Origin of the sequence: Halogeometricum pallidum JCM 14848 (assembly GCF_000337095.1) — an archaeon.
Lineage (GTDB): Archaea > Halobacteriota > Halobacteria > Halobacteriales > Haloferacaceae > Halogeometricum > Halogeometricum pallidum.
In genome coordinates this window covers 204,710-218,489 of sequence record NZ_AOIV01000011.1, presented here as the reverse complement: position 1 = coordinate 218,489, position 13,780 = coordinate 204,710, and the positions used below count along the sequence as shown (strand labels likewise).

Genomic DNA, 13,780 nt, shown 5'->3' with positions numbered 1-13,780 from the left:
CAACGCGAGGAAACGCGGTCTCCCGGATGAGATCCAAACGGCCTCGGATCACCGACTGGTCTGGGCCGATATCGCCAAAAAATAACGCGCCCCAACCAGAGACGAGGAAGACACTCACGTGGCTCTATTACAATCTTCAGTCGCTGATCATTTGCCGAGGCTGTGTTGGATACGGGGCGCGTGCGTACCGCGTTCCCAGCAACTGTCAGCGCCTCTCAGTCGAGACTGTCGCCATCAACCTCTCACTCGATTCAGGGCGAGACTCGTCCCTGCCGCAAGGACGGTGATGAGGACGACTTCCTCTGCGTAGGGTGCCCCTCTAAGTACGTCACACCCGCCCGCTTTGAGAACTCTCCGCCTGGCTGAACACAGACAACGGACAGAGCTCTTCTATCACCACCTGCAGTTCGCCGTGCCGACGACGAAGCGTCACTGGCGTCGTCTCAACCGCCGCAACGTCTGTCTATCGGAGCCGCGATTTAGCTCCGGGAAGGTACGCCATCGAGCATGCTGGTGTTCGTGCCGGAGTTGAGAGAGTTGTCGTCTCGGCGCCGAGCGCGTCGGAATTTTCGCCGCTGTTCTTTTGCGACCCGTCTGCGACTTACCGCGACTCCTCGCGGCGGAGATTCGCGCGACGTTCCTCGAACTCTTCCTCGGAGAGATCACCGCGAGCGTACGCTACTCGGAGCTCTTCGAGTGCCCTATCGCCGGTCAGCGACGACCCGAAACCGCCGACGAGGCCGCGATAGAGGAGGTAGCCGATGCCGACGAGGACGACGAGCCAGACGAGCATCATCTCGATGCCCCACAGCGACGAGAGGCCTCCGGCCATCCGACCGCCCCACCACCAGCCCATCATCCCCATCATCGGCATCGCGAGCATCATCATCAATAGCGGGAACAGGACGATTACCGCCAGGACGATCAGGACGATGCGGAGTGGGCCGTCGGACGTGCGCTCAGTAGACATGATGAACCACTAGATAGATTCGTCGACGGAGTGCATAAAGTTGGGCGGCTGCCGGTACCGCTCTAGTAAGGCCCCCGACAGAGATGGACAGCGGACACGTCGTTCCGTATATTCACCGAGATGAGTCCACTCAGCAGCAGTCGTTTTCGTCGGGCGACCACTCGCACGCGTCGCCCGTCATTAAGCCGTTTTCGTCCACGTAGGTCGAGAGACACGCGAAGTTGCAGAAGTACGTCGGTGACCCGCAGTCGTCGGTACAGTCGCGCACACAGATCGGGTCGTGGTCGAAGATACGCGACCCGCAGTACACACAGGCCTCGTCGATGTCGGGACGCTCGATGGTCGTAGACATATCTGCGCTACGGGCTCGAGTCAAAAACGCATTTCGCCGTCTGACCGTCCATATACTCCGCCATCGGGCTATCCCCGGTGTAGGCGTGACACGAAGCGACTAAAACTCGATCGCTCCAATCACCGGCTCGCTGACGCACTTCGGGCAGACATCGGTGTCGTATTCCTCCGGACAATGCCAGTGGCACGAGATCCCGCAGCGCTCGCAGACGAACTCTCGCACCCCGTCGTCGCTTTCACACGCTGAATCACAGATGTCGCACCGAACCATGGTTCGTAGAACGTACGGTAACTCTCGGCATACATCGCTGTGCTCGGTTCCTGGCACTCGGTTTCTCGCAAAGCGGGGTACCTATGCGACGTGCTCCCCGTGGTGCTCACACATCGTTTCCGCGCTATGGTGGTGGTCCGGATGGTGCGAGCGATGCTCGTCTATGCGGATATCATTTCCGTGGTTCGAGTGGCCGTTCTCCCATCCCCGCTCGGAAACTGTAACCAATTGCGCATTGCTGGGGTTCCCTGCAGGAACGTGGCAAACCTCGACGTTCTCTGTCTCCCCGCTTTGATGTTCTGCGCCCGCTACGGCGCCAACCATACCTGACGTGAGCGTCGTTGCGACCGCGATGACGATTGCGAAGCGGATAACGGTCCGTGTCGCTGTGTTCTTTCTCATTGTATCACGTGATTTATCGGTCAATCTCGCACTTCACACTGTGGTGTCTGGTCAATCGATACTGTTTCATCATTCGTGGTCGGGAAATGGCTGTCCCATCTAGAGATATACTTCAGCATCAGCTATCAAAGTAGTTGGGTACGCCATCGTCGGCGAGTAGGAGGCGGCTGTTCGGTTGAACGTTGATGATTCGCCGTGCTATCGAGGCCTCCAGCGGTGTGAGGAATCCGAACTGCGTAGTGCATCGGGTCATGATCGTGAGTCGGATGGTGCGTCTCAGTGTTCGTTCGGTGCGTTCGGTACGGTCAGGGTCCGTCAGCAGTGACCCTGCCCGTACATTCCGCCGTCGTAGTCGTCGTCAGCCATGTCCTGGGCCATCTCGTCGACGGTCACACCCATGTGCGACTCCATCCATTCGACGCTACCAGGGCCCATGTGCTCGGTCATGTGCGCCTCCATCCAGGCCGCCCAGTCGTTAGCGGTCTCGTCGTACGGGGGCGCGTCGTCAGCAGTCGTGTCGGTGCCGTGTGCGCTGACCACGGGCGCAGCGAACGCGAGTCCGACGATTGCGAGCATTGCGAGCAGCCAACGTCCGATTCTCATGGTCGTCATGGTCTTTCTCCTCGATTAGTCGTACGCCGGTTCAGACGTTATCTCCACTGATGTGTCTACAGTGTAGAGAACCTTCGAAAGCATTCATAGGACGTCCCAACCGTCTCTTCTGAGGCAGCTCGTTCATCTACAACGAACTCGAGAAGGTGGAGAAACAACCCATCTGCGGTGTTAGAGAGAAAGGGGCCACAACGGTCTAATGCTTTCCGTGAAAATTGGGCGGTGAAGCGGATTCCGAACAACACAGCACGCTCGAAACTCCAGTACGTGCCGTCGCCGACAACGCCACAACGATACATGCCACTTCAACAACTCGCCAAGCAGATCGAACACGCGTTCGCACCGATCCGTCAGGTCTTGAAACCGATCCTCTCTAGCCCCACCGTGCTGGGCGTCTGGACGCTCTTCGTCGTCGCGTCCGTCGGGACGCTCTGGTGGGACCTTCGGAATCGGAACCAAGCGCTCCCGTCGATGATGAAGGCCGTCTGGACGTTCGTCGTCCTCTATTCGGGTCCGTTCGGCCTCGCTATCTACTGGTACTCCGGACGCACGCAGATCCCGCACGACTCGGTGGGGCGCCGCGGCCTCCGCTCGACTGCCCACTGCTACTCGGGATGTGGCGCAGGTGAGATTGTCGGGATCACGCTCGCACAAGGCATCCTCGCACTCAGCATCGGGTGGGTCGCGGCGGTCACCTTCGGATTCGCGTATCTCTTCGGCTACGCGCTCACGATCGGTCCGCTCATGCAGGACGGCGTCGGGTTCACAGAGGCGACGTGGGATGCGCTTCTGAGCGAGACGCCCTCGATCACGATCATGGAGATTTTCGCCATCGGGACCGATCTTCTGCTCGCCAGCCAAGCCCACATGGGCCAAATACTGTTTTGGATGGCGCTGGTGTTCTCGCTGTCCATCGGGTTCCTCGTCGCCTGGCCCGTCAACGTTGCACTCGTGAAGTACGGCGTTAAGGAGGGGATGAGCGACCCCTCCGAGATGGGCGGCGACGATAGCAGCAGTTCGCAGGCACAGGCGGCCGACTAACCCGCTCATCGTTTCGTTCGTATGCGGATTTTCGTTATCTCGTGGAGACATACCTCGGTTACACCGTCTGCAGACCCCGAGAGAGACTGCGGTAGTAGAAGCGGGCCGCCCGGTTCACTCGACGTATCTGAGGACGCGCGCCATCCCCGCGTCGAGGTGGTAGAGGTTGTGGCAGTGGAACAGCCACCGACCGGGGTTGTCCGCGTGGAAGTCTATCGTCACCTGTCCCATGTGCCCCGGCACGAGGACGGTGTCCTTGACGGCGTCGCCGACGCGGAAGAAGTGTCCGTGGAGGTGCATCGGATGGACGACCGGACTCCGATTCGTCATCCGGATTCGAACGTGTTCGTCCGGACGGATCTGGAGGGGGTCCGCGTCCGGGTACGCCTGCCCGTCGATGGTCCACACGTACGCTCCACTGCCCTGGGACAGAGTCAAGTCGAAGGTTCGGTCCGGGCTCCCGCCGATTCCGTCGAGTGACGAGACGGCGTGCAGGTCGCCGTAACCGAGTCGGGTCGTGGGTGACGACGGCGACGCCGGGGTCGACGATTCGTCGATGCCGTCGTACGCGAGAACCGCTCTCGCCGGCGGTTCGTTCCCGTCGAGGGCGTCCGCCTGCAGGACCCACGTGCCGGGGTTGGTCGCTTCGACCACGGCGTCGTATCGCTCACCCGCACCGAAGGCGAACGAGTCCGCGTCGACGGGTTCGACCGGACGCCCGTCGGCGTGCGTGATCGTCATCTCGTGACCGGCCATCCGAACGCCGTACACGGTCGCGCTGGCGGCGTTCACGAACCGGAACCGAACCCGCTCGCCCTCGGTCACCTCGAACCGCGTCGGGTCGCTCGGGAGTCGGCCGTTGACGAGATGGCCCTCGTACGGCGGGCGAACGTCGCCCATCATCCCGCCGCCCATGCCGCCTCCCATCCCGCCGCCTGTTCCGGTGTCCGCGGGAAGCCGCGGTTCGCCGGCGAGGTAGTCGTCGAACACGACGACGACGTCGCGGTCGTACTCGACGTGCGGGTCGCGTTCCTCGACGATGAGCGGACCGAGCAACCCGCGGTCGAGTTGTAGTCCGACGTGGCTGTGGTAGAAGTACGTCCCCGCGGGTTCCGCACGGAACTTGTAGTCAAACGTCTCGCCGGGCGAAATCGGCTCCTGCGTCACGCCCGGAACGCCGTCGACGGGATTCGGGACGGGGACGCCGTGCCAGTGGACGGTCGTTTCTTCGGAGAGGTCGTTGGCGACTTTGACCCCGAGCACGTCGCCTTCTCGAACACGGAGTTCCGGTCCCGGAGTCTGGCCGTCGTACGCCCACGTCGCGGACGAATCGATAGCCTCGGATTCCACCCCGGGGGCTGCGGTGAGAGTGACCGACTCATTCGGGTCGTCGGTAACTGTCGACCGTGGCGTGACTTCGCGACCGCTCGAACCGACGTCGGGGAGTTCGCCGGCGCATCCCGCGAGCGCACCGACCGCGGCTAACTGTGCCGAGTGAAGGAGCGTCCGGCGAGAGAGACGCCGCGATTGGTCGCCGCCTGCGGTACCGTCTCCGCGCGCGTGAGAGTTGTCGGATTTCATCGTTTTCGAGTTCATCGCCGATTCCGCTCTTCGCGGCCGTGGTGAGTGTTTGCTGGTCGGACCGCGAGGCTCGAATCGACTAGCTCCACAGTTCGTGCGAGTAGTATTGCATCATATTGTGGAGGTTATACTAACGGGTAGTTTCCGCCGCCGAATAGGTATTTCGGGTCCGTCCTGCAGGGAGAAGAAATACGAACAGTCTACACCACCTCGTCATTCGTCCTCGGGTCGTGGCCAGTATCGGGCGTCGGCGTCGGTCAGTCCGTGTAGCTTTCGCCGACGCATCTTCAGTTCCTCCAGCGCATCGGTGAAGTCCTCCTCGGACGTCGTCGGAATTCCGTTCTCGCGGAGTCTGTTCAAGTCCGGTTCGGGCGGGGTGCCGTCCGACTGCGCGAACGTGTCGCTGACCATCTCCAGGTAGTTCTCGACGCTCGAACGCGCGTTCTTGAGAATCGCGCTGCTCGGACGGTGTTCTTGCGGGACACCGAATCGCAGTAGCGTGAGCGAGTCGTCGAGGATGGCGACGCTGACGACGGCGGAGTACTGCCGTCGCTGCGTGTAGAAGTAGTGGAGGATAGGGTAGGCCATGTGGTTCACGGTCAACTGATTGAGTTCGGTCGTGATCGTCTCGATCGGGAGGTCGAACCCGTCGAGTTCGCGCCCGTTCCACCCGGCTTCGACGAAGGCTTCGCTGTACGTTCCGAGTCCGCTGACGTTGCTGGCGAACTGCTGTTTCTGCGTGACCACGCCGAGGATGGAGAGGACGTACGTGACGATGAGCGTGATGAACAGCATCCCGCTGGCCGTCATGAGCACGGTGGCGATTTTCCAGATGCCCCCGCCCGGGGCGAATCCGCCGTTTCCGAGCGTAAACAGCGAGTAACCGGTGAAGTAGAATTTCTCGACCCACGTGACGGTCGTCGGTCCGTTGACTTCGATTACGGCGTTCGCCGCGCTAGCGAAGAGGAGCGTCCACCCGAACCACAGCAGCGCGATCCACGTGGAGAGGCTGACGACGAGAATCAGCGGCCCCGCCAGGGTGAGACGCCGCGAATGACGGTCTGCGGTCCGACGGAGCCCGCTCCAGATGCCGCCCATCAGCCGATCTGTGAGGGGCCCCGCGCCCCCTTCGACCCAGAGCGTGGTCCACAGGAGGTCGGTGATCGTCCCACCCAGCACGATCAGACCGAGTACGGCATACGGGAAATTCACGTTAGCGTCCCCCGTAGGAGGTTGGTCGAGGAATCGAGCCGATTCGTTCGTTCGATCTCGCGGGTGATTCCGCTGACGAGACTCCGGCGTTCGGTTCGGTGAAGATTCTCGAGTACCATGTTATCAGCCGCGAACTGCACGCAACGGTAGATGTCGCTCTTTGCGGGTTTCGATCGAACCGGTCGTTCAGAGCGGATAGTCGCTCGCTCAACGAAAGGGACCGTACCATACATATACCCTGTCGAGGGGGAGGATTAATCGGCGGTATGAGCGTGACCGTCTCCGTCACTGCCCATCGAGTCTTGGCGGTGGAGCCAGTAGAGGCCGAGGAACAACGCCGTCGCGAGGACGTTCAGTACGAGTTTGTAGTTCATCTCGATCTTCACCTCGGCCACCTGCGCGGTCGATGGATCCGGGATCCAGCCCAGGGCGAAAAAGAGGAAGTGGACGACGACCCCGACGACGACGGCGGCGACGAAGATCATCGCGGAGAGGATAGCAGCGAACGTCGTCCCGTAGTACTCTCGGTAGGCGTCCATGATCGGCGGCACGATCAGGTCGGCGTAGATGTACGACAGCACCGATCCGAAGGGAAGCCCCCTCGTCCAGAGCACCGTCCCGAAGGGGACGTTTCCGACCGAGCAGACGAACGTGGCGATCCCGATGACGGCACCGAGCGCGGCCGTCCAGAGGATGTAGACGGGGGTGCCGGAGGAACCGCTAGAGAAGATGCTCGTCCAGACCGACTGCGGGATGAAGCCGGCGATGAGGCCGGCGAAGACGAATCCGATGGCGATCTCGTCCCACAGCATCCCCCACTCGGACCACTGCTTGTCGGCCAGCGCTTTCCACCCCTGCCGCGAGGTGGCCTGTTCCGAGATCGAAGTTTCGGCCTCGCTCGGATCGAAGCTCTCCTTGCACGACTGCGAGCAGAAGTAGTACGTGGTTCCGTCGTGCTCGGTCGAGTGCTCGGTCTCATCGGGGTTCACCTCCATCCCGCAGACCGGGTCCTGAGCGGTCTGCTCGTCGTCGGTCACGTTCTCACGGGCGGTTTCGACGATGTGGTCGGGGACGAGGTAGGTGAGGCCGAGCGCCATCAGGACGATGAGTATGAGGCCGCCGACGAGGTCCGCAACCAGGAACTGCCAGCCGAGCAGGATCCAGATGACGGCGCCGATCTCGATGACGAGGTTCGTCGAGGCGAACATGAACGCCCCGAGCGAGGCGGCCGCGGAGGCGCCCTTCTTGAAGAGGTTCTTCGCCGTGGCGATGGCGCTGTAAGAACACGACGAGGAGACGAATCCGAAGAAGGTGCCGGCGCCCAGTTCGCGCGGGCCATGACCGGCCATGAGGTCGGCGATCTGTTCGTCGGAGGTCCACGCCTCGACGCCGCCGGCGATGGCGAACCCGATGACCAGCGCCCACCACGTGATCCACGCCATAGAGACCGTCGTGGTCGCCGCCTGTTTCGTACTCTCGACGAAGAACTGTGCGAGTGGTTGATTGGTAGTCACAACCCCGACGCCAACCACCGCCAAGCCGAGTATCGTAAGAAGCGCGTATTCCCAGCGATCCATGGTTGTACTCATTCATACGGGAGGTGAATTCATGCCCTTTCTGGCTACGAATAGTGAATCCGAGCGCCGCTGGAATCCACAATCCAAAGTGAGAGCGACGCTGATTTTGTCCTCACTAGAGCCAGCGATCCGTCGTGAGCGTCTAGCGAGAACTGCGATAAAGAACACTGAAATGGGTGGCCGGTACGCTGGACGGAACTCACCGGTGTCGGGCGATGAACCTATCTCTTCGTTTCGTTCTTCTAACTCCTCGTGCCCGGGGGCGGCCTCGCGGACCGCGGTCGGAAGCCGCTCGATAGTGCGGTCGGCGGTCGTGTTGAACCCGGCGAGCTCGACCGTGGTCCCGAGGTCGAAATGACGCAATCGTCACGCCTCACTCGTCGGACCGAAGCTTGGCCCGTCGCGTCTCGAACTCCTCGTCCGAGAGGTCACCGCGGGCGTACGCGTGGCGGAGTTCTTCCAACGCTGCGTCGTTCGACTCGCGTTGGTCGAGGAGACGGCGAACGACGAAGTAGCCGCCGCCTAGGATGGCGAGCAGGAACAGCAACTGGATTCCGAGCCCGACCCATCCGAAGCCAGTGCTGCCCCCGTAGGACCCGCCCATCATCCCGCCGTATCCCATCCCCATCCCACCGAAGCCCAGCATCATGAGCACGGGCCAGAGAACGAGGACGGCGAGGACGACGAGGAGGATAGTCGTCCAGTCGCGCCCGCTCGGATCCGCCATTATCAGTCCCTCGCCGCCGCTTCCACGGCGTCCAAGACTCGTTCGAACCGTTCGTGTACCTCTTCGGCGACGGAATCGAGCGCGGAGTTGTCAGCTATGCCGACCAACTGCTCGGGGTCGACGGCGCTCACGGTGACTCCGCCGTCGTTGTCCTCGTAGACGATGACGTTACAGGGCAGGAGGGCTCCCAACTCGATCTCCTCTTGGAGGGAGCGGTGCGCCAGTGCGGGATTGCACGCACCGAGGATGCGGTACCTTCGGAAGTCCTCGTTGAGCTTCTTCTCGAGCGTCTGCTGCACGTCGATGTCGCACAGCACGCCGAACTCTTCGCCTTCGAGCGATTCGATAGTCGTCTCGACGACGGCGTCGAACTCCCCGCCGGCGCTTTTCTGCATAGTATAGGACATTCTATACAATATTGACCCGATAGCGGGATAAAGATTGCGTCGTACGCCGGTCGCGGGGTGATCGAGTACGCCCGACTGAGCGAGGATGAAAGCCTTGGCACCGGTGAACCAACACGATGAGATGCAGACCGATCGACACGGTGCGCTCATTGAGAGGACGCTGTTCGGGTTCGTTCCGGACGGGTAGACTCTCACACGGGAAAATACCAGATTTCTCTGCGCCCTTCGATGCGTTCTTTTCTACTCCGCTCTGCTTCGAAATAGAATGCTCGAGAGATCGTTTTTATACTCACTTTGCTTCGGTATTACAGTAGTAAGGTCGTAACATACACACGAGCTGCATGTTTCTATACTCGATTTCTTTTCCTACCAAGGCCGGCGCTTCACATCGCTGACTTGATGTGTGAGAATCGGGTGTATATGCGAGAGAAACCGACGATTACCTGCCCCCGTATCGAAAGTGGTGAACATATAAATGAGTCTTTTCGAGGGAGCGCGATGCGACGAAGGCTGGAGGGAATCCGACGACCGAGAAGAGACCAGAGCCGCCTCGATTTTCCGGTTGGAGCCGCACGGGAACCTATCGATACCACAAGAAGTGTGGTAGATTTAACGTCTTCCGAGAAAATAGCTCGTACCATGACGTCACAAGAAGTACGACTGGAAAGTACCGTCGGCGGATTCACGGCCAGTGGGAGACTCCACACGCTGAGCGTGTGGTTCATTCTCGCGCTCCGCCTGATGATGGGTATCGCTTTCTTTCAGAGCGGACTCGACAAGGTCCTCTCCGGGAGTTTCAGCGCGGGCGGTTACCTGACGGGCGCAGTCCCGAACACCGGAAGCCCGCTCGCCGGTCTCTTCGTTGCGATGGGGGAGACCCCCTGGTTCGTCGAATTCGTGAACGTCGCCGTTCCTTGGGGAGAGATACTCATCGGACTCGGACTCCTCGTCGGCGCGTTGACTCGACTGGCCGCGTTCTGGGGAGCGTTCATGATGCTCATGTTCTACTTCGGAAACTGGGATATCGCACACGGATATATCAACGGCGACTTCGCGTACATGCTCGTGTTCCTCGCCGTCGCCGCCTTCGGCGCGGGCCGCATTCTGGGTCTCGACGCGAAGCTCGAACAGTACGAGGTGAACGGACAGCCGCTCATCGACCGATATCCGTGGACGCGGTACCTACTCGGCTGAGGGAACGACGAACGCTCAAGAAACCATTCGGCAGATGGGGACGGGCAGGCATCCTGTCCCACAGCAGCCGTCATCGAACTGCCACAGGCGAAGTCAGCGTCCAATCTTGCTAGCGAAGGGATATCGACCACCGAACCAACTAATCGAAAGAGAAACCCGCATAAGAGCCGCTCGCGTACGTGATATCGTATGACGACAACCATAAGCGTCGAAGGGGATGATGTGTAAATACTGCGAGCAGACCGTTGAGGACGCGCTTCGAGGCGTAGACGGCGTAACAGACGCGACCGTCGACCGCGAACGTGAGACCGCGAGCGTCGCCGGTGACGCCGATGTCGACGCCCTCGCCGCCGCCGTCAGGGACGCCGGGTACTCGGCCACCGCCTGAGCGGAGCGACCGGGATGGGCGTCCGACCGCACCGACCGTCCTCTGGACTCGAATCGTAGAAGGGACGACTCACGTCCGGTATGGAACAGAACCATGTATAACTACGTCGACAATTAAACGATGGAGCATTCAAATTACGACGGGTCGCGGGAGGAATCATCGGCGGAGCGTGCCCCTCAGGCTAGGGCTGGGAGGATACAGTGCTGTCGGATCTGTCAGCTAGACTCGAGTACCGACACACGAGAGTCAGCAAAAGCGACCGCGGACCCCAGCGTACGCTCATCCGACCACGGGAAACCCGCGGAAGGGACAACGGCTGCGACGGACGATCACTCGTCTCACGACCATTCCCGCGGTGGCGAACGGGGACACGACCACCCGACGACGGCCGACCACGTTCATCACGCAGAGACCGAGACCGGTCGCGAACCACACGAACAGAGAGACGACCACGAAGGCCGCGGCGGAAGTCACGACGGGGACCACGGGAACCACACGGCGCACACCGATCACACCGGCCACGAACAGATGTTCCGGCGTCGGTTCTGGGTGTCGCTGGTGCTCTCGATTCCCGTCATCTTCTTCAGCGAGTTCATCCAAGGCGTGGTCGGGTACACCGCGCCGACGTTCCCCGGCAGCGTCTGGATAACTCCTGTCCTCTCCGTCGTCGTCTTCGCGTACGGCGGTCTGCCATTCCTCTCGATGGCCCGTACTGAACTGACGAACCGCGAACCGGGGATGATGATGCTTATCTCCTTAGCCATCACGGTGGCGTTCGTCTACTCCGTCGCGAGCCTGTTCCTCGAAGGCACGACGCCGTTCTTCTGGGAACTCGTCACGCTCATCGACATCATGCTGTTGGGCCACTGGATGGAGATGCGCTCGGTCAGGCAGGCATCCGGAGCGCTCGACGAACTGGCGAAACTCATGCCCGACACCGCCGAGCGAGTGACCGAGGGCGGGGATACCGAGGAGGTGCCAGTAACCGACCTCTCGGAGGGCGACGTCGTCCTCGTCCGTCCGGGCGCCAGCGTCCCCGCCGACGGCGAAGTCGTCGAGGGGGATTCGTCGGTGGACGAGTCGATGATAACGGGCGAATCGAAGCCCGTCGACAAGGAACCCGGGGTGGAAGTCGTCGCCGGGACCGTGAATCAGGACGGCAGCCTCCGCGTCCGCGTGACGAAGACCGGCGACGAGACGACGCTGGCGGGGATCATGCGCCTCGTCGACGAGGCACAGAAGTCGAAGTCCCGCACCCAACTCCTGGCTGACCGGGCGGCAGGGTGGCTGTTCTACGTCGCTCTCGCCGTCGCCGCTCTCACAGCCGTGGCGTGGGTCGCCGCCGTCGGATTCGAAATCGCCGTCCTCGAACGGGTCGTCACCGTCCTCGTCATCGCCTGCCCCCACGCGCTCGGCCTCGCCGTCCCCCTCGTCGTCGCCATCAACACCTCCACCGCCGCACAGAACGGGATACTGATTCGGGACCGCATCGCCATGGAGGAGGCCCGTAACCTCGACACGGTGATGTTCGACAAAACCGGTACGCTCACGAAGGGCGAACAGGGCATCGTCGGGGTCGAAACGGCGGGTGAGTGGGACGAGACGCAAGCGTTCGCGGTGGCCGCCGGCGTGGAGGGCGACTCCGAACACATGATCGCTCGCGCCATCCGAGATGCCGCCGACGAACGAGGAATTCGGCGGGCGAAGGTCTCCGATTTCGAGAACCTTCGCGGCCTCGGCGTCAGAGCCACCGTCGACGGGGAACTGCCTCGCGTCTCGGAACGGTCGAGCGGGGAGCGGAGCGACCCGCGAGACAGCGAGACGGTCCACCTCGGCGGTCCCAACCTTATCGAAAAGCTCGGCGTCGAACGGTCCGAAGCGATAGCCTCGTTCGCCGACCAAGCGGGCTCGAACGCGCAGACGGTCATCTATCTGATTCACGACGAGTCTGAGGTCGTGGCCGCGTTCGCCCTCGCCGACGTCGTCCGCGAGGAGAGTCGCCGGACTATCGAAGCGCTCCACGAGATGGGTATCGAAGTAGCGATGCTGACCGGGGACTCCGAGGACGTCGCGAAGGCCGTCGCCGGGGAACTGGGTATCGATCAGTACTTCGCGGAGGTCTTACCAGAAGAAAAGGATACAAAGGTCGAACGGCTGCAGTCGGAGGGCAAACTGGTCGCGATGGTCGGCGACGGCGTCAACGACGCGCCTGCGCTGACTCGCGCGGACGTCGGCATCGCCATCGGGTCCGGGACGGACGTCGCCATCGAGTCGGGCGATATCATTCTCGTCGAGAACAACCCGCTCGACGTCATTCGGCTGGTCAAACTTTCGAAGGCGAGCTATCGGAAGATGCAGGAGAACCTCGTGTGGGCGACGGGGTACAACGTCTTCGCCCTCCCCCTCGCCGCGGGGGTGCTAGCGCCGGTCGGCATCCTCCTGTCACCCGCTATCGGTGCGGTGTTCATGTCGCTGTCGACGGTCATCGTCGCAATTAACGCACGACGGCTCAAGGGGGTCGATCTCTCGGCATGACGATACTGAGAGGGTGATGCGCACACCCCACGTGGCCAGAGTCGATTCCGCATCTGATCGGCGGAAATCGCTCCTACCAGGCGATCTTCCAATGGGTTCACCGACCGACTGACAGCGTTTCCGACCCGCCTTCGTTCACGGGAGCAAACTCTCGTGCGGCCGACCGGAACGCCTCGCGTTCTGGTGACGGCGCGGTCGAAGCGGGTTGCGGTCGATGAAACTGCTGTCGAGATCAACGGCGAGTGGTATTGGTTATAACGTGCAATAAACGCGATACAGCGTTACTCCTCGATGTACCGATTTTAAGCGACACGGAACCGGTCTGGCGACTGTATTCCTTTACGGCGCCGCTGAGAAACGCGATTGTTCAGAGACTATGCTTTTGACCGACACCTTCGGGTAACGGGCTTCATTATCCCGATTAGGAGTAATCGCCGGATCGACTATATCGACCGAACCTCGTGAAGCGTGGTTTCACACACCCAAACTGAGAGTTACCGTTTCCAGAGTTC

The 13,780-nt window shown here is 61.4% G+C and carries 12 protein-coding genes; 4 read left to right on the top strand and 8 right to left on the bottom strand.

The window, feature by feature from the left end:
- Positions 1 to 601: 601 nt before the first annotated feature.
- The 3 genes from C474_RS07170 to C474_RS07155 all read right to left on the bottom strand — a co-directional run bounded on the left by C474_RS07170 (position 602) and on the right by C474_RS07155 (position 2,606).
- A complete protein-coding gene (locus tag C474_RS07170; RefSeq protein WP_008385356.1) occupies positions 602 to 970 on the bottom strand; it encodes an SHOCT domain-containing protein in 369 nt (122 codons plus the stop codon).
- 130 nt (positions 971 to 1,100) lie between these two features.
- On the bottom strand, positions 1,101 to 1,322 hold the full coding sequence (locus C474_RS07165) for a hypothetical protein (protein WP_008385354.1): 222 nt from the start codon (positions 1,320 to 1,322) through the stop codon (positions 1,101 to 1,103).
- Positions 1,323 to 2,309: 987 nt separating this feature from the next.
- A complete protein-coding gene (locus C474_RS07155) occupies positions 2,310 to 2,606 on the bottom strand; it encodes a hypothetical protein (protein WP_008385352.1) in 297 nt (98 codons plus the stop codon).
- 297 nt (positions 2,607 to 2,903) lie between these two features.
- Between C474_RS07155 and C474_RS07150 the strand changes: the two genes are divergently transcribed.
- Entirely contained in the window at positions 2,904 to 3,647 is a 744-nt protein-coding gene (locus C474_RS07150; protein ID WP_008385350.1) for a DUF4396 domain-containing protein, read from the top strand.
- 114 nt (positions 3,648 to 3,761) lie between these two features.
- Here C474_RS07150 and C474_RS07145 read toward each other — a convergent pair whose 3' ends face one another.
- The 5 genes from C474_RS07145 to C474_RS07125 all read right to left on the bottom strand — a co-directional run bounded on the left by C474_RS07145 (position 3,762) and on the right by C474_RS07125 (position 9,151).
- Positions 3,762 to 5,243, bottom strand: coding sequence for a multicopper oxidase family protein (locus C474_RS07145; protein ID WP_008385348.1), 1,482 nt, complete (start codon positions 5,241 to 5,243; stop codon positions 3,762 to 3,764).
- 198 nt (positions 5,244 to 5,441) lie between these two features.
- Positions 5,442 to 6,407 carry an ion channel gene (locus tag C474_RS07140; RefSeq protein ID WP_239640392.1) on the bottom strand — a complete coding sequence of 322 codons (966 nt, stop codon included), beginning with the start codon at positions 6,405 to 6,407 and terminating at the stop codon, positions 5,442 to 5,444.
- 287 nt (positions 6,408 to 6,694) lie between these two features.
- Positions 6,695 to 8,017 (bottom strand): permease, encoded by a 1,323-nt coding sequence (locus C474_RS07135; protein ID WP_049916792.1) that lies wholly within the window; start codon positions 8,015 to 8,017, stop codon positions 6,695 to 6,697.
- Between the two features lie 373 nt (positions 8,018 to 8,390).
- Positions 8,391 to 8,744, bottom strand: coding sequence for an SHOCT domain-containing protein (locus C474_RS07130; RefSeq protein WP_008385342.1), 354 nt, complete (start codon positions 8,742 to 8,744; stop codon positions 8,391 to 8,393).
- A 2-nt stretch (positions 8,745 to 8,746) separates the two neighbouring features.
- On the bottom strand, positions 8,747 to 9,151 hold the full coding sequence (locus tag C474_RS07125) for a DUF302 domain-containing protein (protein ID WP_049916791.1): 405 nt from the start codon (positions 9,149 to 9,151) through the stop codon (positions 8,747 to 8,749).
- Positions 9,152 to 9,790: 639 nt separating this feature from the next.
- Here C474_RS07125 and C474_RS07120 point away from each other — a divergent pair.
- The 3 genes from C474_RS07120 to C474_RS07105 all read left to right on the top strand — a co-directional run bounded on the left by C474_RS07120 (position 9,791) and on the right by C474_RS07105 (position 13,268).
- The gene (locus C474_RS07120) at positions 9,791 to 10,345 is read left to right on the top strand and encodes a DoxX family protein (RefSeq protein ID WP_008385338.1); all 555 of its coding nucleotides are present in this window, start codon (positions 9,791 to 9,793) and stop codon (positions 10,343 to 10,345) included.
- A gap of 220 nt (positions 10,346 to 10,565) precedes the next feature.
- Positions 10,566 to 10,733 carry a cation transporter gene (locus tag C474_RS07115; protein WP_394295417.1) on the top strand — a complete coding sequence of 56 codons (168 nt, stop codon included), beginning with the start codon at positions 10,566 to 10,568 and terminating at the stop codon, positions 10,731 to 10,733.
- Positions 10,734 to 11,261: 528 nt separating this feature from the next.
- Positions 11,262 to 13,268, top strand: coding sequence for a heavy metal translocating P-type ATPase (locus C474_RS07105; RefSeq protein ID WP_008385333.1), 2,007 nt, complete (start codon positions 11,262 to 11,264; stop codon positions 13,266 to 13,268).
- Positions 13,269 to 13,780 lie beyond the last annotated feature (512 nt).